Below are 20,123 nucleotides of genomic sequence, written 5' to 3'. Positions count from 1 at the left end.
CTGTCATTAATGCAGGAACACCAAGCTCATCAAGCTCATAGTGCAAACGTTCAGTTAATTTTTTGTTTGACATGGTAGTCTCCTTTTCGCTTTTTTTCAGTGTAAAACAAGCAAGCTTAAGGATTGATTAACAAAGAGCTTTTTTACATAAAAATTATTTTCACCGTTGTTGAAACAACCTCTTTGCGTAGTCTCTTTAGCAATTGCAGCCTCTTAATGAACCCTTAATGTTCATGACGTATAATTTATAATCAATTATAAGTTTTTCCGTCTTGGAGACGTTATGTTACCTCTTAATTTTAAGACACAAGGAAGTCTTGTTGTTCCACCCAACATTTCAGTTCCTTTAGTTTTCCCTGGAGTACGCGGAAAAATAAGAAAAACCATTCAATTACCTAATGGCAAGTCATTAAACGAGAATAGCTTAGCAATAATACAGCCACTGAATTTAGATAAGCCAGAAGAGGCTCAGAGATTTAGGATAACTCCTTATGTACCTATGGGGGCAAGCCGCGACGATTTACCTGAAAATCAAAGAAATATCTCCATTGATGAGAAAAACAGTTGTGACATTGAATTAGATGATCCTGAAAAGTATTTAGGATATAACATCGAGCAATATCAACAATCCAACGCGCCTTTATTTGCTGAGGGTTCTCCTTCGATAGAAGATGTTAGGCAAAGCAAAGTTCCTGACTGCTTTTTTTTAGCGTCGCTAGCAGCCCTTTTGAGCCAGCCTGATGGAGCCAGCTACATACGCAGTATGTTGCGACAAAATGATGATGGCACAACGACCGTTCGTTTATTTAATCCTAAAACGTTAGAACCATTTTATATTCGAGTTCAAAATTCGTATATTGTAGATCAACAAGGTAGCTTAAATAGACACACTGGCTTATGGGTCGATATACTTGAGAAAGCAGCAGCATCCGTCCCTGAGTTCTTCGGAAACACGAATCAATCCATGAGTGGTGCGCTGAAAGGTGGTTCAGAATCTCTGGCATTGAAAGTATTAACAGGTCGTCCTTCTAAAGAAAAATATATTAATTATGATAAATTTTTTGCTTGGGATATAGAACACTTTTTTGCTGATGAGCTGGTACAGCTTACTGTGTTAAATCAACAAAAGAAGCTCATGCAAGAAGAGTTAGGAGAAGAACATCAATCAGGAACAGATGAAATTATTACAGAAATGTTATCAACAAGAATTCGAGTATTTGAAGAAATTTTTGATGAACACGCAGAAGAAAACTGTTTGAAATTAATCGACTTTTATTCAGAAAACACGGCAGAGTGGGAAAGAATATACAATCAATACAGTAATAGCCAACAGCGTCTTGAACACTTAATAGCACACTTCTCACAAGATGAGAAAAACAAACCCGTAGTGGATATCTTACAAAAACTCTTTACTTATTATCATGAAGACGTAGAAAAAGGCGTGCGACGAGATAATCAAGAGCTCTTTAGTGGCGTTTATTCACCTGAAGAACTTCATGTTTTTAACGATATAAAAGAAAAAATTGCTCAGGGTGAATCCTTAACCGCCGGCACACCCCACCGATATGACGAAAAAGTACCAGGCTTAAGAGCGATGCATGCCTATACCATTGTTGGTGTTGTTGAAACGCTCCGACCAGTCGATAAAGATGGGGATGAAATGCGTCCAATTAAAATGATACGCATTAGAAATCCATGGGGCGTAACTGGGCGGCTTTATTTACCGAACATGGAAAATCCTGAGCAAATTGACATCAAAGAAGAACGCGTTGCAGGTACTTTTGATTTAGAACTTAAAGATTTTTGTCGTTATTATGAAAGTTACACCAGCACGCAACAATTTCCTAATGTTCGAGTAGTGACTGAAAAAAGAGAACGCTTGGCTTTAAAAATGCAAAACCTCTTAAAAAGAGATGATACTTCTGTAGAGAAAGATGTCCAGCATGATGTATTGTCAAAAATAGATGCTTATTTTGAATGCAGGAATGATTTAGTTGATATTCAAATAAGTGCTGCTGAACTATTGGACGATAAAATTAAAGAGCAAATCACGGAGGTATTCAGTGACAAGCAAAAAACACATCTAGAGGTTCAGGACTCATTAAATAGAATTATTGAAGCAAACAAAATAGTAATGATGAACATTTTTCAAACTTCAGATTGTGCATTAATTGCTGCATCAATTACCTACTGGTGGAAAAACTCGAACCAAAAGCTTTCCCAAGAAGAGCAACAAGCCTACCAACATCAATTGATTGATTCTGTTAGTAAAAACAATTTGCTTTGGGGTAAATTCATTGAAAACCATCAGATAAATGCTTCTCTAGCGTTCGTACCCTTGAATAAATCACGGCGATTAATTGATGACTTATTTGCAAGTATTCAGGAAACACAACGATTGCTGCAAACATTATCTCCAGGTGATGAGGGTTATGAACAATCGCTAAAGGCACTATTGCTCCAGAACGATTTGCTTCAGCAACATTTTAATTGTCTTGAAAAAAATGAAGAACTGTTACAACGATGGAATATTGAAATAGATACCATTCGCGAGAAACTAGCACAACTTCATGCTTATCTAGAAGAGTTGGAAAAAAATCCGATAGTCCATCAGCTTAAAACAAAATTACCGCAACAAAGTGACGATTTGACTTCTAATACTCAATCAATTTTAAAGAATTTAAAGGAGATGCAATTAGTTTTACACCAATATCATGAAGTAGAACAAAACACCACTACCTCAAGCGAACACCATGAAAGTGAACAACAAAAATCGAAATACTTACCCCAATGGCTAGTTTCTTTAGAAAACATAATAGAGCGAGTTATTAAGGCAATTGCGAGATGGAAAACCCCTCAGCCAATTCAGCATGAACAATTGCCTGGGTATAATCGTCCTGCATCGGATTCAAAATATCCTGGTCGAACGGAATTTGGCTTTTTTGAGCCGATCCATACTGAAGAGTCCGCCCCTTCTGATGCGCTCTTAAAAACAAGCTCACCAATTCAGAGCAGTAATTAAGCTTCAAGCGGCCTGATAAGCCGCTTTATTTTTTGATTGAAGTCATTTGCTGCAGATAAATCAAAATCAATAAAATCCCTTGCATTAAAGTGAAAACTATATTCAGTGATGTTATGATTTGCGCATGCAATTAACAATGGATTGATATAAAAATGCCCAACGCTAAAGAACTATTATTAAATGTCTTAAATAGAAAAAAAACGACTCTTGAAGGCAAAATCCCCCCCTTTCAAATAGAATGCCTCGATATGTTTCAAAAAAAGATTATGGCCATTCAAGTGGATGAAACTGTAGAAATGGATTTACAAATTTGTAGTGTTCTTCTCGATAAGTGTTTTTGTGACTTAGATAATGTAGTGCCAAGTGAAAGTAGAATTATCGGCCTTATAAATAAAGCAAATTGTACTAATGATGATTTTTATACGAAAGTAACCGAAATTTTTGATAGTGAAATTCAAAGATTAAATCATTCTGTAAAAGACACATTTTATGACCAAACATTTAAATACGTAAAAACGATCTTGGTTGATATGAAAGCTGAATTGGCGCGTTTAAAAGTTGCATTGGCCCAACAAGATCTGGATATAACAACGTCCAACAATTATTAATTCAGTAATGAATGGAGTCTCAAAATGTCACAAATTGCAATGATTACGGGAGCAAGTAGTGGTATAGGACAAGCACTCACATTAGAGCTCGTCTCACAAGGAGTCACAGTAATCGCGATTGCAAGAAATAACACAGAGTTACTTAAATTAAAGGATAAGCATTCGGAGAAAATTAGGATAATACCAGCAGATATTACTACTGATGAAAGTTTAAAAAGAATTGTAAATGAAATTAAAAATTTAAAAATCAATTACTTGATTCATAATGCGGGTACTATTTCCCCTCTTGGCTCATTACATCAAGCAGCGGCTGACGATATAAAGAAAATAATTGAAACCAACCTTATAGCACCTATATTGCTCACCCAAAGCGTACTCCCTTATTTTTCAACAAAAGACGGTCGTATTTTAAATATCACTTCTGTGGCAGGAGAAACAGCCGTTCTAGGTGCAGGTGCTTACTGCATTTCCAAATCAGCACTGAACATGTGGACCCGCGTATTACAGATTGAATTACCCCATGGAATTGTAGCAACAGATGTGATTCCTGGTGAAGTCGACACCGGGATGCAAAAGAATTTGCGCGAATGTCCTGTAGAACAGTTTCCATTGGCTGTCGAGTTTCAAGAGGCTTACCAAGAAAAAACCTTGATATCACCTGCTGTCTGCGCTGAGTTTTTAGCTTTTATCTTATTAAAAACAACTCCTAAAGAATTTTCCGAGAAAAGGTGGAATATTTATAAACACCATACAAAGCCAATTCCACTTCCCTTAAATAAAGAAAAACTTAATGATTAGGCGCCGTTACAATTTTATTATCATGAACGAATTATAAACAGCCCCTAAGAATGCCTCAATTGAAATGGCTCAACTATTCAAAAAGCAAAGCCATAAAAATATGATGTTCGTATATACCATCAATACGGACAGCATTTTTATGTACCCCTTCTTTGACAAATCCATATTTTTCATACAACGAGATTGCCGCTTTATTTTGTTCGCGCACCGTAAGCTCTATACGCGTTAAGCCTTTTAACTGAGCCATTTGCAATGCAGTGCTTAATAAAGCCTCACCAATTCCCTGTCCTCGGTATGAGGCAAGCACACCAATCCCTAAACTGCCAACATGGGCAAAAACCGGTCGATCTAGCGCGCTGATATCACACCAACCAATTACTTGGTCCTCATGCATCGCGACAACTTGGGGCCAGCCCTCTTTAATATGCTCTAAAACGAAATCTCGAGTTAATTCAATAGGAGGTCCTTCTAAAAAAGCTAAAAATTTACGTTCACGTGCAACGCTATCTACAGCGGTCCAAAATGCTTCAATATGTTTTTCTTCGATGGGGACAATAGTAAATTGCATAGAAGTCCAAATAATTAATCTTAATGTTAGGGTCTGTAAACAGACTCTAGTAAAAAGGAGATTCATTCTGGAGTCAATAAACGATTACCAGATGGCTGTAATGCGAGCAGCCAAAATTAAAGATCAAGTGATAAGAACATGTTATAGTGTAAAATCTAATCTCAGTAAAAACGAGAAGCATATGCAAGAAATTACTATTTATCATAATCCTCGATGCTCTAAATCAAGACAAGCTTTGGAGCTTTTGCAAAGTAAAGGTTTTAAACCCGTTATTATTGAATACCTAAAAACCCCTCTGAGTTTGGAGCAATTAAACGTCTTAAAAAAACACTTTATGCTTAAAGATTTTGTTCGTACCGATGAGCATGTTTTTAAAGAATTGGGATTATCGCTGGATAATGAAACTCAGGTATTAAATGCGATGTTCAAAGAGCCCATATTAATGCAACGCCCCATTGTCACCTATAAAGACCAAGCAGTTATTGGACGCCCACCTGAGAAAGTTCTGGAGTTGTTTGAATAGTATTTAGATAGATTAATCTACCATAGCAGAAAAGCGCCCTCTCCCACAAACAGGATCAGGGATCTACACGTGCGTTTATATCCCTTCTCTCTAGCAGGAAGAAGGTGCCCACCAGAGCCGATGAGGGGCACCAATTGTTTATCTTGATATTTCGTGTGTCTACAAAGTCACTACTTCAACGCAAACTGATTGGGGCAACCTGATTCGTGGAAGGATACCAACGCATTATAGATCTCTTGGTAATCTGCAAATGCATTTTTATTCGCTTTGATGTCATCAAAAACTAAGTTTGTTCGGCTACAAGTTCCTTGTTCTGCAATATTTAAATGATCACCACTCGCTTTTTTGTAAGTAATAAATTTCTCACCACAATGTAAATGGGGGCGTTTGCTCCCAGCATTTCCTAAATATTCCTGATTACCACAGAACGTTTTCTTGAAATTGAGCATAAGATCAGACGCATTGGCAAATGAAGAGACAGAAGCCAAAAAAATAGCGCAACTTATTGTCGAAATTGATTTTTTATTTATCATAGAGCACCAGAAAAAATGTTAAAAAGCAAATTTAACACATCCAAGCTCAGTAACCAAGCTCACTTTGAGTGGTGCTCTATTCTGTCGCACACGGTTTATGATAATACCGTCAAATACTCCAAAAATAACTTCGTTGGCAAATGCTCTCCTACGCCAAAAATATTCATCCAAATCACAATAACTCCTTGGCTTTGTGGGTTGTACATCACTACAGCAGAATACCCGAAAAACTCTGCGGTATGTCCTATCCACCCCGAAAGTTCACCTATTCCCAGCCCATAACGGTTATATTCAGGACAAGTGACCAACGGTCGACCAGGTACAGTATCTGGACACGGAGCAAACACGATAGGCTGCAAACTGGCAATACGTTGTGCTTGCATGGCAGGAGTTAATACAAGTCCCTGTCCTAAAGCTACAGCCCATCGCTTTAAATCGTCAAGACGTGAAATCATTGCTCCTGACGCACCAGCAAAAGAGGGATTAGTATTGGTTACATCTTCTAAAGGTGAGAAACCATAGCCATGAGCAAAAGGAGTTGGTAAATCAAGCGTTAACGGATAAAACGTATTTTTTAGACCTAAAGGCGCAAGGATTCGCTGTTCAATTTCTTGCCATATAGGGCGTTGACTTAACTGCTCTATAATGGACCCTATAATTACCGTATTCGTATTTGAATAATGCCAATCAGCGCCTGCTGGAAAATAAGGCAAATTCTGATTTGCCGCATTAATTAATTGCGCTGGAAGCCAGAAACGAGTCAGATCTTGAAATAACTCTTCATCAAGTGCAGCATCTTCAGTGAAATTAAAAATACCACTACGCATGTCAGCTAATTGAGCCATAGTTGCGTTGCTGTTTTGCAAAGCAGGCATAAACGCGCTTAGCATGGTTTGCAATGACAGTTTACCCTCACTAATCAATTGCAACATCACAGTGACAGTAAATGACTTTGTAATACTGCCAATACGCACGTGATCAAGACGTGATACAGGTGTTAAGCTGTTCAGATCAGCATAACCCTCCTCAATAATCAGCTCGCCTTGTCCAGGTAACCAAACCCCCGCGACAACAGCAGGGATCCCAAATTGTTGACGATATGCCGTTGTTAATTGACGCAATGACGAAGCCAAAGCGTTAGGCAAACAACGACCGCTTGTACAAGGCAATACCTTCACATCCAAACTGTCGCTTTCTGAGGGTTGAGCACATAGAAATGAACTAGGTCTAGGATCATTAGGACCGCGTGTCTTACAGATGACAGGACCTTTTTTCCTTATTCCTCTCCCCATTTGACTCGCATTAAGTTTTAAATTGAGCTGACAACTCTCCCCGGGTGCTAATGTGAATGGCAAAGTGCACGCATCACTTTGTCCAGGATTGTATACGGTAACGCCAGAAATGGAGCGCATGGTTAATTGTCGCGTATGTAATGTTTCATTCTTTACTAAATATTGAATGGAAAGAATGCTGTTGGCCATCACCTCTTTGGGTAAATTATTCTGTGCAACAATGGTAAATACCGGTTTGGCAGCAATCAGCTCCGAAGCACAAAATAAAAGCCCACAAAAAAAACCATATAAACCCATTTTGTTGCATTTTTTTGACGACATAGTTCCCTCATGATGTTCGAATTTTTCATTTTGATTTTTAACATTTAGTATGAAAAAAATGAGGAAAGAAACAATAAACAAATACCCTATCTCTCTGAAAGATAGGGTATTAAGGCGATTTAGTTCATTTTTGCATCACATACTTTCCTGGAGCAGAAGGTAATGATGAATCAATCTTGGGAGGTGAAACATGCCTTTGCGAGCTGTTGTTGACCAACCAATCATGCCATGCAATCCACCAAGAGCCATCTCTTTTTTTTGCTTTACTTATCCATTTCTTCGGCCCCATATAGGGCATTTTCTTTTTGCTTTCCAAAATAGAATAATAACGTCCAGGATGATTGGGTTCACTGACAATTCCTGCATTGTGACCACCACTTGCTAACACAAAGGTAATATCCGTATGCATCATTAAGTGAATTTTGTATACAGACTCCCATGGTGCAATATGGTCATGCTCTGTACTCACTGCAAAAATAGGTAAATGAACATTTTTAGGAGCCACTATTTCATCTTCGACACGAAAATGCCCCTCAGAAAAATCATTTTGCAAAAATAGTTTTTCCAGATATTCCGTATGCATTTTATAAGGCATACGGGTGGCATCGGCATTCCAGGCAAGCAGATCGATCATCCCGCGCTTTTCACCAGTCATATAATCATCAATCATTTTTGACCAAATCAAATCATAAGTACGTAACATTTGAAACGAACCGGCCATATGTTTGGGATCAAGATAACCTTTTTCCCACATCATATTCTTGAGGAAAGCTATTTCACTCTCTGTAATAAACAGCATAAGCTCACCTGCTTTTGTAAAATCGCCTTGTGCCGCCAACAGTGAAAGACTTTTAAGGCGATGATCTTTATCGCGTGCCATGGCTGCAGCAGTAATCATTGCTAAAGTGCCACCAAGGCAATATCCCATTAAATGAATTTTGGGATTCGATAAAATAGCACTCACAGCATCGATTGCAGCCATCGCACCTTGACGATAATAATCATCCATTCCTAAATCACGGTCTTTCTCATCCGGATTACGCCATGAAATGATGAATACCGTATGCCCTTGTCCCACGAGCCATTTAACTAACGAGTTTCCAGGAGATAAATCCAAAATATAATATTTCATGATCCATGCAGGTATGATGAGGATTGGCTCTTTAAAAACAGTTTCTGTTTGCGGCTCATATTGAATTAATTCAATTAAATGGTTACTAAATACTACTTTCCCTGGAGTAATCGCCACATTCTTACCTGGTTTGAATTTTCCAGCACCAGGAGGAGGTAGACCTGCCAATCGTCTCAAAGTATGTTCAAACGCAATTTCCGTACCTTGAATCAAGTTGACACCACCAGAACGAATTGTTTCATAAAAAAGATCTGGATTGGTTAAGACAAAGTTGGAAGGCGATAACGCATCAAGTAGCTGGCGAATATAAAATGAAACCGTACGCTCGGCTCTCCCTGAAAGACCTGGAACCTTTCGCGTTGCATAACCCCACCACTCTTCACTCTGAAGAAAAACCTCAGCATAAAGACGCCAGGGCATCAATTGCCAATTCTCTTTATGAAAACGAACATCTGTTCCTTGAGCGGGTTGTCTATCACACAGTAGATGCGAAAGAAACTCATCGGAGTGTGTTAGATGATAAAAAAGCAATGCCAATAGATGTCCAGGTGATTGAGCTAATTGTAAAAGCCAAGCACAATGAGCAGTTCCTATTACGGCAGGACTCATCCCCATAGTGAACTTACCAAGATTTGCTTGATATAGTTTATTGATATAGTAAAAAAAATCATCCAATTGATTCTTATACTGTACATACTGAGGTTTAGTAACACTCTCAGTTGGAAGAGCAGATTGATGCGTAGCGCGTCGTAATCGTGTTGGAGCGTTCTTCTTCTCAGTTCCTTTCATAGTCAATGTCCTTGGGATCCATCCCGCAATGATTGGGTGATTTAAGTGTGTGCTATAAATTATAGTATTCTTTTCCAGAGAGTGCGTGATTCATCCTAAATACTGCCCTACACCGACACATAAGCTTCCATTCCTTTAGGTTGTAGCGCTTTGGTCACAATTTTCAACGTAACATCTTCTGCATCTTGTTTAATTGCAAAACCAAAGTGGGTGGCCAATTTCAACATATCGGCATTCACGGAAAGCACCGAACCTTCCATAATTTTTAAATTTTGGATTTCGGCGGCACGAATTAAACACGCCATTAAACGACTGCCAATACCCTTATTTTGCCATTCATCTGCAACAACTACAGCGAACTCACAGGTGTGCATATCCAAATTAGCAACATATTCGGCAATCCCTATAATAAAATCTTTTGCATCACGCTGAATCACCGCGACCATCGCCATTTCTCGGTCGTAATCAATCTGAGTTGTCCGACGCAGCATTTCAGGACTTAAGACTTGCAATATACCCATAAAACGGAAACGTTTCGTATTGTCTGATAAATGACGAATAAATTTCTGCTTCACATGAGCATCTTCAGGACGAATAGGACGAATCAGCAAGCGTTCCCTTCCAGGTAATTGGCATTCTGAAACTAAATAATGAGGATAGGAGTGAATGGATATATGACTGTAAGGAATAGTCATAACTTCATTATTAATTGCCATATGGGTATTACAGGCGCTAATTTTCTTATCACTGACGATCAAGGGGTCAATAACCATTTCTTGAATTTGTGGTAATTCACACACCATTTCTGAAACACGTAATAACAGATCTTCCAAACCTTGGATAGTTACTGGCGGCTTATTACGAAACGCACCAAGAATTGGCGCGATGTGTAATTGCGCAATCAAACTCTTAAGCTCATGCTGATTTAATGGAGGTAGGGCCAAAACACGTTCTGGTACTAATTCTGCGAGCTTTCCACCAGCGCCCAAAGTGATGATACGGCCAAAGGTAGGATCATTTAAAATACCCACCATTAACTCCCTATCATTTACCGTTAGATTGGGGCTTTGCACTGACTTTATCCCAAAGGCCGTGAGAATATCCTGTGACTCGATTGGTGTTAATAAATTTCTCTGTTCGAGTATGGCCTTCTCTATGATTAATTGGGCACCAGCAATATCAGGTTGGTTAGAGGGCAATCGCGTATCGGGTATTTGCATCAATAATTGTTGATTATGATAATAATCCGCTAAATAAGAACAAGCTTTTATCGCACTCTCTGGGGAACTAAAATGAGGAATTTCATGTTTTGCAAACAAAGCCCAGGATGATTTAACCTGCTGTTGTCCGATCCAACACGCAAGGATGGGTTTATTAGTCTGTTTACTTAACTCAATGAGTTTTTTGGCTACTTTAAAAGGCTGCGATAAAGCAGTAGGAATTAATAAGACCAGTAAGGCATGACTCTGTTCATCTTGTAAACAAGCCTCCATAACGGTGAAATAATCCTCAGGGCTCGCATGCTCCGATATATCAATTGGATTGTAGCCAGCTTCCTGATTAGGCCATGATGCCTTTATTTTCTCTACGGTATAGGTACTCAACTTAGGTAATTGGATTTTTAAATCCATCGCAAAATCAGCAGCTATAATTCCCGCACTGCGACTATTGGTGATAATGGTTAAACCTTCCCCTTTGTTCCGGCATTTGCTTGCAAACACTTCCGCCGCCGAAAAAAACTCTTTCATCCCCATCACCCGTATGGCGCCAGTTCGACTTAGCGCGGTATCAAAAACATCATCTTCAGAAATAACATTACCTGTATGAGATAAGATCGTATTAGTACTCTGCGCATTGCGCCCTGATTTAATCACCACCACGGGTTTAAGCTGTGACGCAGCGCGAAGACCACCTATAAAGCGGCGTGCATCGCGAATGCGTTCCACATACAGCAAAATGCAATCCGTCTGATTATCGAGTGCTAAATAATCAAGCAACTCACCAAAACTAAGATCTGCCGTATTACCTAGGGAAACTAGAGTAGAGAATCCGATTTGTTTTGCCGCAGCCCAATCCAAAACTGCCGCCATTAACGTCTTTGATTGTGAAATAAAAGCCAGATTTCCTCTTAAAACAGAATGAGACTCAAAAGTTGCATTTAACCCCACCCATGGCCGCATTATCCCTAAGCTATTGGGACCAATAAAGCGAATATTAAACTGACGTGCTATGGCACAAAGCTGCTCTTCTAAATGCGCTCCCCGCTCCCCCTGCTCACTAAAGCCCTCAGTAAGAATAATGACCTTTTGAATATGCTTTTCCCCACATTCGGTTAATATTTGCGGCGTTGTTGCGGCTGGAGTGGCAATAATTGCCAGATCAATGTCTTGTGGAATCGCTTTGACAGAAGAAAAACATGATTTTCCTTGAATAGAGGCATGATGCAAATTAACAGGAAATAAAGCGCCAGAAAAACCATGATGCAACAAATTACCAAACACCGTCGCACCTGGTGATGGTTTATTGCTAGCACCTATCACAGCAATAGAGCGAGGATTAAATAGCCTCTCCAGATAATTTTTTTCCATAGTAATTCTCTAGGATACCCAACGAAAGTAAATGCCCCTCATCATTCATCCTATACCTTCAACTATAGTGTCTGCTCTTAAAAAGTCAAAATGCGATCAGATTACAAAATGTGAAGACAGTATTGACTCTTTTAATCCATTTTACCCTAAATTGCTGTCATTCCCACGTAGGCGTGAATGACATGTTATTGAGATAAGAGAGGTTTGACAGAAAAAGCTTTTTAAATCGGGTACTTAGAGGGCGCATGCCCTCCGATATTTTAGTTCCGAATCACTAATATAAATACACAATAGAAGAAGATTTACTCATTGTTATGGCCGAGATGAATCGATGATTTTGGCTCGTCTGCTTCTGGTTTAACCTTTGATAATGCATCTTTTATTTGTGTTTGTTGCGCAACGCGCTGTCTTTCTGCGATTTCAGCGGGATTATCCGCAAAATAGCTCTTATCCCAATTGACTAGAGCGTCAAATAGTCTTGCTAATCCACCCCGAACATTAGCAGGCTGTACTTTTAAAACATCCTCAGGTAATTCTCTTTTAAACTGCTGCACAGCAGCTGCGTACTGCTCAAACGATTGTGCTTTATCTAATGCGTTCTGGAAATTCAACAATGCTTGATAAGGTGTTGGTTTACCAAATAAAGATAGATCCCCTGTTTTCTTATGACGTTTTGTTTTCTCATATGGCTCAAGGGCTGCTGTTATCATAGGTTGCAAAAGGGCTTTGTTTGTTGCAGCCAGTTCATTTAAATTTTTCCTGTCTTTCCCTAACGCTATATCGGTAATGCCAGCCCGCAACTCCTCAATGCCTACGCCATTTTTAGCGCTCGTTTCAATCGTCTCAGATACAATTTTTTTTCTCTTTTTGAGATCTTCAATTTCTTCATTTGTAACTGCTCTTTCGGCTTCTCTATCCATTTGCGTAAGGACAATAACAATTTTAGCATTCTCACCGTGCACTTTTTGAATTGAATCTATATAGCCTTCAGCTTGCTTTAATGAAGCCTTATCACAAGAATTGATGCAAACAACACTTATGTCAGACATTGGCATATACGCATGCTCTGCTACAGACTTATATCGTTCTTGTCCTGAAACATCTGAAATAGTAAGTGGAACACCTTTTACATTTGACGTCGCTGTGAAAAATGACATACCCATTGTAGGAAAATAATCCTTAAGAAATCTTGGCATTCCTTTTAAATCCGGTTCAGCTAATAACCCACGAGCAAGTTGGGTCTTTCCACTATCAGAACTGCCATAAAATCCAACTTTTATTTTTGTTTCTACTTTATCTGTAGCCATAATTATTCTCGCAATTATTTGCCATTATGTGAATTATAGATGCATATTGATTTATTTGTTGTGAAAATGAATTAATTAAGCCAACTTGACTCAATAAAAACAAAAAATGTTGTTTCTTTTTAGCAGAACAAAGAAAGCTCCATGCCAGAAATTTTCAAGGTTATGTTTGCACCTTCCTCCAGGCTACAACTGGAGTTATATTTTTTTAGCCAGCTTTACTCAAGGCTTATCATGGTATAAAACAATCAGTTCCTTACTGGAGGCACAGCCTAATAACTCCATGGTCTTCGCTAAAGTTCCTTCCACCGTTCTATATGAAATATGCATATCTCGTGCAATTTCTTTTGAACTTTTTCCTTGCGCAAGTAATCGCAGACAGACTGCTTGTTGTGCTGACAAACGTGTTGGTATATGTGATGATTTATGGAAAAGAACTAGATCCTTTTCATTTAAGAAAATTGGCGAGTTTTTTTCTGTTTTATTTTCAGTAACATGCTTCAAGGCGTTGAATACATGTTCTTCTAATGCATTATCATTGGTATCTAGAGAGATGTTCGCTAGATTTTCGAATAATTGGTCTCGCTCCAGGTGTAGCGTATCAAAAAAGGTTTGGAGCTCAGTGGTTAATAATGGCATGGGATTTCGTGAAACGCGCCCTATTTGTACGGTAGTACTTACTTGTAAAAATACGACAAATTCGGCAGACAACAATTGTCGAATGCCTTCGTTACAGACAATGCTTGCATCCGTGGCTGCTACAATATGTTCTTTTGCTTGCAGTGCGGTCAATATCTCTTTTTGGCATTGGTAAAACTCCTTTAGTCCCTCTGCACTAAAAATCTCATTTAAAGTACGTCCGACATGATACTCTATTCCTAGATCCACATCGACAAACTGCCAACCCAGTTTTTCAGCCAAAAGTTTTGCAAATAAGCCTTTGCCAGCACCAGGTAAACCGACAATAAAAATACGTTTAGGTTGATTCATCATTCTCTCCCATGCGTGGCTTCTAATAAGCTTTGAATCTACTTATAGTATAAAAACGTATTCAAATTGCAGCAATACGTAGAAATACGTATCAAAAATATGTTTTTTTATACAGAAAAATCTTTTAGTTGCTCATCTCTGCTAACATTTTTTTAACTGTTAACAAATCAAGATAGGCCTTTTTCTTATCGGCTGGGTTTCGTAAAAGATATGCAGGATGATAGCTTACGACGAAAGGGATGTTGTTGTAGCGATGTAGTGTATTACGCAATTGTTTTAGGGGCAGAGGCTTATTCAGTAAGAATTGCCCCGCAAAGCGCCCTAGTGCCAAGATCAAATGCGGTTGAATCAGCTCGATTTGACGTGCAAGATAAGAACTACATTGAGTAATTTCTTCCAACTGCGGATCTCTGTTATTGGGTGGTCTGCATTTCAATACATTGGCAATGTAGACATCTGGTTCCATCATCTCAATGCTCTGCAACATGTGATTTAGTAAACTTCCCGCTTTCCCCACAAACGGTAACCCTTGTTGATCCTCATAAAAACCTGGGGCTTCACCAATAATCATCAATTTTGCATTGGAACTACCACGGCAAAAAACGGTTTGTGTGCGCGTTTTATGTAAAGAACAGCGAGTACAGGCAGCAACTTCTTTAGCTAAAACAGATAATCCCTGTGTATCCGAAGACGGCGAGCTACGTAGCTCCCAGAGATCAATTCCCATAGCCTGTAAATAATAACGATTTAAAGTGTCTGACATAAAAGACTCATTTCACACAATAAGTGCCAGAGAACAGTTGGACGCTTATTTTCGTTTTTAATTTTTGATAAATCAATGCTTACTTAATTAAAAGATCAACTGACATCTTGTAGCCTGGATGTCGCACAGCGGAGTCCGGGGATCGAACAGGTGTAAATCTACCAATCCTGGGTTTCGCTACGCTGCACATAGGCTACGAAGCACCAAGACAACAAGAGCTATCTATATAAATTGAGTTGCTTCCTCAAGCATCACCTCGCGAACCTGTGCAAATCGTGCCTCATTCCAAATGTTTTCTATAAGCAATGTCCCCTGATTGAGGCATTCCTCATAAGCAGCAAGTCCAATCAAGATGTGGGAAAATTTTATTTTTCTAAACACGCTCAACGCATCAAATAAGGTCAGACGTTCAATTGTAGATCCTGAAATATCATCACCAAACTCACCGCCAACCCCTTTAAACTTCACCTGCAACCAATCTTCCAAAGGTTGCCCCGTCATGATAAACGCGTGAGATGTTTGTGACCCACCCAGTACGCGGGTATCCAGATACTGCTGAATATCCACACAAAGAGTATTTTTCTTTAGGTACGCACATGCCTCCCTAAATAACGGGGTCAATTCAAAGGGTATGACTTGCACCATAGCGCGTAGTTCAATCAATGACCTGAACGTATTTTGCTCCCGCACTTGCCTTTCTTTAGGATGGGCCTCTATGTGTCTATCCAGTTCAGCGACTATTTTTTGTAAACGAACTGAATGAGTTCCTGCAATTAAAATGTGCTCTTGTAACCAACGGCGTAACTCTGCAGGCAAAGATTGGGCTTGCTTGCTTGATAATGCTTTTGTTAATGCGCTATTAAAATCATCTGCAGTTAATTGATCATAGAGTTCAGCTGCTTTGATATGAAGATTGGCATGCTCTTCTTCCAGATGTTCCTCTAACATTTTTCGCTCCCAAGCATCCATTTTAGCGGCGTTGCTTAGTTCAATCATCCCACCTCCAGGTAGGAGATAAAAACCATGATGCTTGGCAAAGCGAATTTGTCCCTGTGCATTGACATTAATTCTATCCACTGCCTCATTGTTAAGCTTTCCGCCCATTTGAATCTGAATTGGGTATAATTGATTGGCAGGAGGATGAGAAATATCAAGTTGATCCAAATTAAAAAGATGAGATTTGTTCGTTTTCTCCAGATGTCTCTTTTGTGCTGTACGAAATTGTTCCCAAATCGCGAAGGTGTACTCATGAAGTGGATGTTTTAATCGCATCTGCCCCGGAATTTTACCAAACTCAAACCAAGCATTTAATTCTTCATCCATCTCCATATTATAAAAATCGAATAAAATCTCAAAATACTGTTGGTTCTCGATACGTTGCAACACATCCGCATAGCAAATCAAGGTCGCTGCATAAGCCAATACTGCATAATGCGTTGTTGCCTGACGCTTATGAGTCACCTGCCCCGAAAGCTTTTTAATGTCCGCAACTTTATTCCGCATCATGGCTTGTCGCGCTTGAGCGTCGGCTTCTTTATATTGAATCAACATCGGACCGATATCAGTAAATAACTGCACCATGATTTTCCTTATCAGATATTTAATGTCAGTTTATAACAAAAATGTAAAATTTGAACACATTGCGCAGGAATCAATTTACAATCCAATTTGGCCATATTTTATACCCACATTATGCCTATAGTTATAGATTCGCAGAATATTGCACATAATGAATGGATTTGGGATTTTCTAGAGTCTCAGCGTCGTATAGGGAAGGCGTTTTGGAAACCCAATGAAGTATATCACTACAATGGTACTTCTTTTACATTCCAACAAACCGTTTTCGCAAGGCAAAGAAAAAATGCAACCCGAGGATGCGCCTATGAAATGATGTCCCCAACATGCCTGGGATCAGGGGCATTTGGGGCCGTGTTTCGCATTTCCTGCACAATAAGCCTTGGAAAAACAAATACGTTCCAGGCTAAAGACAAGCATCGAGTGGTCAAATATCAATATTCTAACAGTGCTCTATATGAGTATCAAATTGCACGTTATGCCAAACATTTGCATGTTAAAGCACCAACCGGGCCCTTTCTCGTGATGAAAGAAATGCCAGGAGAAACCCTCTCTAGCCTTTTAAGAAGACATCCACTAAGCCGCCAAGAAAAATTAGAGTTAACTAAAACATTGGCGCATGTAATCAAAGAACAACTTATTGAGCAAAAACTTCTGCATAAGGATCTTCATACGAGAAACATTTTAGTAGCTTATAATCCCCAATCATTACAAAACCCGTTTACAGCAAACATCATTGACTTTGGCCTCGCATCTTATCGCCCCGACTTAAGTATCAAAAACTACAATTTTGATGTTCAAGACTTCAGCTATATCTTCGAGATTATGTGGTTATACGAACCGGACAGACCTGAACAGATTAATCGATTATTAGAGAGCAGATCCGCTCACTTAATAGATTACCTTATTCTTGATGAAGTAGTTTTATCCCCTATTCCAAGCTTCCAAAAACAATTGGATCGCATGCTTTCTTATCTTAAAGAGTTAGCAAAAACACATAAAGAATTAGCGGAAGAATTGCGAAATAATTTATTGGAAGCGGTAAAACATTCAAGTTCGAATGAGCTAACTTTGATAAAACACACTGTCAAACAATGCCATGATATGCTAATCGAACACCACATTGATCTTCAGACCTTTCCTTATCCCATTTTTACAGAACACTTAGAAAAACAAAGGCTGTTTAACGATATTTGTGACTATTTTAGTCTCCTAGAAAATAAAGGAAAATTCCTGATGAACACGCAGCAAAAAGCGGAAGGAAAAAAACTTTGTGATCTGGTACACGACTTAAGACAGAAGACATATGATGCGGCGATGAAGCCTGACCAAGAACAAAGAGAGGCCTTAGTTGAGTGTAGCGAACAATGCAAAAGAATCGTAAAAGACAACCAAAAACTGCTGGATATTCATCGAGATTATAATTATGTTTGGGCCGAAATAGCTGTTGCTTTCTGCTCTCTAATAGTGCTCTACCCTCTAGTTGGCGGTATTCATTACCTTGCAACGGGAAGATTTAGGTTTTTTAATCAAACAGAATCGGCCGCAGGAGCCCAAAAAATGGAAAAGAATTTTAATCAGTTAAATACCATTGCGGTTCATTGAGAATACGTTTTAAAGCATTAATATTAAGTTTTTGTGTCATGATGGTTAATGATTCTTAATTATTTTGTTACTATATCCGCTGTTGTCATTAAAAAAAAGAATAATAGTTTATGACATTGGCAAAAAACTCAAATCCACATTCTGCAGATACTGCATTTCATGATGGCAGGTTACGCCAAGCACAGCTCAAAATGCTTGCCATGCTTGAAGTAGTAGATTCCATTTGCAGGAAGCACAATTTGGATTATTGGCTCGATGCAGGAACTCTGTTAGGCGCCGTTCGCCATCAAGGATTCATACCCTGGGATGATGATGTGGATATTGCTATGCCACGTGCCAGTTATGAACTGTTTCTACGTGTTGCCCCTGCAGAAATTCCACACTGGATGTGGTTACAAACCGTCCATAGTGACCCAGGTTACTTTAATATGGCAACCCCTTTAAAAATCAGGGATCGCTCCAGTCGCTTCATTGAAAAACACGAAAAAGGTAATGAGCCTTACGTCCAAGGTATTTTTATTGATGTTTTTGTCTACGACAGCATGCCTGTAGACCCTAAACAACGAAAGCGATATAAATTCTATGCTAAAAAACTCTCACGCTTATTAAGCACCAAATACAGTAAAGTAAAAATAGGTCACTATCCTATCCTCTATAAGTTTATCGCCTCATTTTTGCCTAAACCGCTGCTTGAGTATTGTTTGCAAAAAATTATCCATCAAGCCAATACCAGCCACAGCCCATATGTAGGACGAGGTTATAATTGTGTCGGCAAAAATTTAATTAAAAAAGACGAAATTTATCCTTTGCAACGCGTTGCATTTGAAACTAAAGAATTTAATATCCCTCGAAACGCAGAAGCTTTTCTCATCCAACAATACGGTGATTATTGGCAATTACCTCCTGAGGAACAAAGGGTCATGCGGCATTGTAAAGAGCTGATTCCACATCTGGAAGAAACAGTATAGAACATCCTCCCACGAAAGTTCTCTGTGCATGTAAAACACGACAAAAAAATTTGTCATGTCCACGCAAGCGCTACTTCCAATTAGCTTTAAGTTTTTATTGAAAATTGTGATGTTATTATGAGCAATCAGAACCGTTCGGGCTGAGGAGGCGTTTACGCCGTCTCGAAGCCTATTTCAACAAGCCAACCAGGAATAACTATGTTTTGGGTTTATATTTTGAAGTGTAAAGACAACAGTTATTATATTGGACATACAGACAATTTGGACAATCGTCTATTTCAGCATCAAAATAAATTGATCCCTGGATGTTATACAAGTACAAAACTGCCTATTCAGTTAGTTTATACACAAGACTTTCCAACTCGTGAAGAAGCATTAGCTGCTGAAAGACAACTTAAGGGATGGAGTCGAAGAAAAAAAGAGGCTTTTATTAATGGTGATTGGACAGCTTTATCAGAATATTCCAAACGTTTAATTAAGTTCTAAGGCTTCGAGATGGCGCTGACGCGCCTCCTCAGCCCGAACGGTTCCGGAACTTATGGCTAATTGGACCGCACGCACGGGCATGACAAATTTCTTTGTTTTCATGTACAAAACCAATCAATAAATACAATATTGACATATAATCATGCAATCGGTTACAATTGTACTCAATATCAAACAAGCACATCTCTAAGAGGCTTAAACACATCATGGACATAATTTCTTAAGTACACCCTACGCCTAGGGCAATAACGGAAGCAG

Annotated in this window: 16 protein-coding genes; 7 read left to right on the top strand and 9 right to left on the bottom strand. The window is 39.0% G+C overall.

The features are described from left to right. The first annotated feature begins 283 nt into the window (after positions 1-283). The 3 genes from Lste_RS02465 to Lste_RS02455 all read left to right on the top strand — a co-directional run bounded on the left by Lste_RS02465 (position 284) and on the right by Lste_RS02455 (position 4,428). Positions 284-3,022 carry a C2 family cysteine protease gene (locus Lste_RS02465; RefSeq protein WP_058509501.1) on the top strand — a complete coding sequence of 913 codons (2,739 nt, stop codon included), beginning with the start codon at positions 284-286 and terminating at the stop codon, positions 3,020-3,022. A gap of 152 nt (positions 3,023-3,174) precedes the next feature. Beyond that, positions 3,175-3,630, top strand: a complete 456-nt coding sequence (locus tag Lste_RS02460; RefSeq protein WP_058509500.1) for a hypothetical protein — start codon at positions 3,175-3,177, stop codon at positions 3,628-3,630. 24 nt (positions 3,631-3,654) lie between these two features. Further along, positions 3,655-4,428, top strand: coding sequence for an SDR family NAD(P)-dependent oxidoreductase (locus Lste_RS02455; protein WP_058509499.1), 774 nt, complete (start codon positions 3,655-3,657; stop codon positions 4,426-4,428). Positions 4,429-4,501: 73 nt separating this feature from the next. Here Lste_RS02455 and Lste_RS02450 read toward each other — a convergent pair whose 3' ends face one another. Then, positions 4,502-4,996 carry a GNAT family N-acetyltransferase gene (locus tag Lste_RS02450; protein ID WP_058509498.1) on the bottom strand — a complete coding sequence of 165 codons (495 nt, stop codon included), beginning with the start codon at positions 4,994-4,996 and terminating at the stop codon, positions 4,502-4,504. A 181-nt stretch (positions 4,997-5,177) separates the two neighbouring features. Between Lste_RS02450 and arsC the strand changes: the two genes are divergently transcribed. Then, complete coding sequence (arsC, locus tag Lste_RS02445; protein WP_058509518.1) at positions 5,178-5,519, top strand: arsenate reductase (glutaredoxin); 342 nt, start codon at positions 5,178-5,180, stop codon at positions 5,517-5,519. Between the two features lie 170 nt (positions 5,520-5,689). On the opposite strand, the gene Lste_RS02440 is transcribed toward arsC, so the two are convergent. The 8 genes from Lste_RS02440 to Lste_RS02405 all read right to left on the bottom strand — a co-directional run bounded on the left by Lste_RS02440 (position 5,690) and on the right by Lste_RS02405 (position 16,812). Further along, positions 5,690-6,052, bottom strand: a complete 363-nt coding sequence (locus Lste_RS02440) for a hypothetical protein (protein WP_237760404.1) — start codon at positions 6,050-6,052, stop codon at positions 5,690-5,692. A gap of 95 nt (positions 6,053-6,147) precedes the next feature. After that, a complete protein-coding gene (locus Lste_RS02435; RefSeq protein WP_058509497.1) occupies positions 6,148-7,665 on the bottom strand; it encodes a serine hydrolase domain-containing protein in 1,518 nt (505 codons plus the stop codon). A gap of 124 nt (positions 7,666-7,789) precedes the next feature. After that, entirely contained in the window at positions 7,790-9,586 is a 1,797-nt protein-coding gene (locus Lste_RS02430) for a PHA/PHB synthase family protein (RefSeq protein WP_058509496.1), read from the bottom strand. 107 nt (positions 9,587-9,693) lie between these two features. Next, on the bottom strand, positions 9,694-12,174 hold the full coding sequence (locus Lste_RS02425) for a bifunctional acetate--CoA ligase family protein/GNAT family N-acetyltransferase (protein WP_058509495.1): 2,481 nt from the start codon (positions 12,172-12,174) through the stop codon (positions 9,694-9,696). Between the two features lie 302 nt (positions 12,175-12,476). Continuing rightward, positions 12,477-13,481, bottom strand: coding sequence for a Rab family GTPase (locus Lste_RS02420; protein ID WP_058509494.1), 1,005 nt, complete (start codon positions 13,479-13,481; stop codon positions 12,477-12,479). 219 nt (positions 13,482-13,700) lie between these two features. Continuing rightward, the gene (locus tag Lste_RS02415) at positions 13,701-14,468 is read right to left on the bottom strand and encodes a shikimate kinase (RefSeq protein WP_058509493.1); all 768 of its coding nucleotides are present in this window, start codon (positions 14,466-14,468) and stop codon (positions 13,701-13,703) included. A gap of 124 nt (positions 14,469-14,592) precedes the next feature. Continuing rightward, a complete protein-coding gene (locus Lste_RS02410) occupies positions 14,593-15,231 on the bottom strand; it encodes a uracil-DNA glycosylase (protein WP_058509492.1) in 639 nt (212 codons plus the stop codon). Between the two features lie 222 nt (positions 15,232-15,453). Continuing rightward, positions 15,454-16,812, bottom strand: a complete 1,359-nt coding sequence (locus tag Lste_RS02405; RefSeq protein WP_058509491.1) for a hypothetical protein — start codon at positions 16,810-16,812, stop codon at positions 15,454-15,456. Positions 16,813-16,923: 111 nt separating this feature from the next. Here Lste_RS02405 and Lste_RS02400 point away from each other — a divergent pair, with 111 nt between their 5' ends. From Lste_RS02400 to Lste_RS02390, 3 genes are all read left to right on the top strand, one after another. Continuing rightward, the gene (locus Lste_RS02400) at positions 16,924-18,411 is read left to right on the top strand and encodes a protein kinase (protein WP_157070682.1); all 1,488 of its coding nucleotides are present in this window, start codon (positions 16,924-16,926) and stop codon (positions 18,409-18,411) included. Positions 18,412-18,521: 110 nt separating this feature from the next. Further along, on the top strand, positions 18,522-19,379 hold the full coding sequence (locus tag Lste_RS02395; protein WP_058509489.1) for a LicD family protein: 858 nt from the start codon (positions 18,522-18,524) through the stop codon (positions 19,377-19,379). Between the two features lie 198 nt (positions 19,380-19,577). Then, complete coding sequence (locus Lste_RS02390) at positions 19,578-19,865, top strand: GIY-YIG nuclease family protein (protein ID WP_058509488.1); 288 nt, start codon at positions 19,578-19,580, stop codon at positions 19,863-19,865. Positions 19,866-20,123: the final 258 nt, after the last annotated feature.

Origin of the sequence: Legionella steelei, assembly GCF_001468005.1 — a bacterium.
GTDB classification, from domain to species: Bacteria; Pseudomonadota; Gammaproteobacteria; order Legionellales; family Legionellaceae; genus Legionella; species Legionella steelei.
This window is presented reverse-complemented; position numbering and strand designations above follow the sequence as displayed.

What these genes read in the sequence shown, in the direction of transcription:
- arsC (WP_058509518.1), top strand. Translation starts at nt 5,178, where the DNA reads ATGCAAGAAATTACTATTTATCATAATCCTCGATGCTCTAAATCAAGA.
- Lste_RS02410 (WP_058509492.1), bottom strand. Translation starts at nt 15,231, where the DNA reads ATGTCAGACACTTTAAATCGTTATTATTTACAGGCTATGGGAATTGAT.
- Lste_RS02435 (WP_058509497.1), bottom strand. Translation starts at nt 7,665, where the DNA reads ATGTCGTCAAAAAAATGCAACAAAATGGGTTTATATGGTTTTTTTTGT.
- Lste_RS02415 (WP_058509493.1), bottom strand. Translation starts at nt 14,468, where the DNA reads ATGAATCAACCTAAACGTATTTTTATTGTCGGTTTACCTGGTGCTGGC.
- Lste_RS02420 (WP_058509494.1), bottom strand. Translation starts at nt 13,481, where the DNA reads ATGGCTACAGATAAAGTAGAAACAAAAATAAAAGTTGGATTTTATGGC.
- Lste_RS02395 (WP_058509489.1), top strand. Translation starts at nt 18,522, where the DNA reads ATGACATTGGCAAAAAACTCAAATCCACATTCTGCAGATACTGCATTT.
- Lste_RS02440 (WP_237760404.1), bottom strand. Translation starts at nt 6,052, where the DNA reads ATGATAAATAAAAAATCAATTTCGACAATAAGTTGCGCTATTTTTTTG.
- Lste_RS02455 (WP_058509499.1), top strand. Translation starts at nt 3,655, where the DNA reads ATGTCACAAATTGCAATGATTACGGGAGCAAGTAGTGGTATAGGACAA.
- Lste_RS02460 (WP_058509500.1), top strand. Translation starts at nt 3,175, where the DNA reads ATGCCCAACGCTAAAGAACTATTATTAAATGTCTTAAATAGAAAAAAA.
- Lste_RS02465 (WP_058509501.1), top strand. Translation starts at nt 284, where the DNA reads ATGTTACCTCTTAATTTTAAGACACAAGGAAGTCTTGTTGTTCCACCC.
- Lste_RS02390 (WP_058509488.1), top strand. Translation starts at nt 19,578, where the DNA reads ATGTTTTGGGTTTATATTTTGAAGTGTAAAGACAACAGTTATTATATT.
- Lste_RS02405 (WP_058509491.1), bottom strand. Translation starts at nt 16,812, where the DNA reads ATGGTGCAGTTATTTACTGATATCGGTCCGATGTTGATTCAATATAAA.
- Lste_RS02425 (WP_058509495.1), bottom strand. Translation starts at nt 12,174, where the DNA reads ATGGAAAAAAATTATCTGGAGAGGCTATTTAATCCTCGCTCTATTGCT.
- Lste_RS02400 (WP_157070682.1), top strand. Translation starts at nt 16,924, where the DNA reads ATGCCTATAGTTATAGATTCGCAGAATATTGCACATAATGAATGGATT.
- Lste_RS02450 (WP_058509498.1), bottom strand. Translation starts at nt 4,996, where the DNA reads ATGCAATTTACTATTGTCCCCATCGAAGAAAAACATATTGAAGCATTT.
- Lste_RS02430 (WP_058509496.1), bottom strand. Translation starts at nt 9,586, where the DNA reads ATGAAAGGAACTGAGAAGAAGAACGCTCCAACACGATTACGACGCGCT.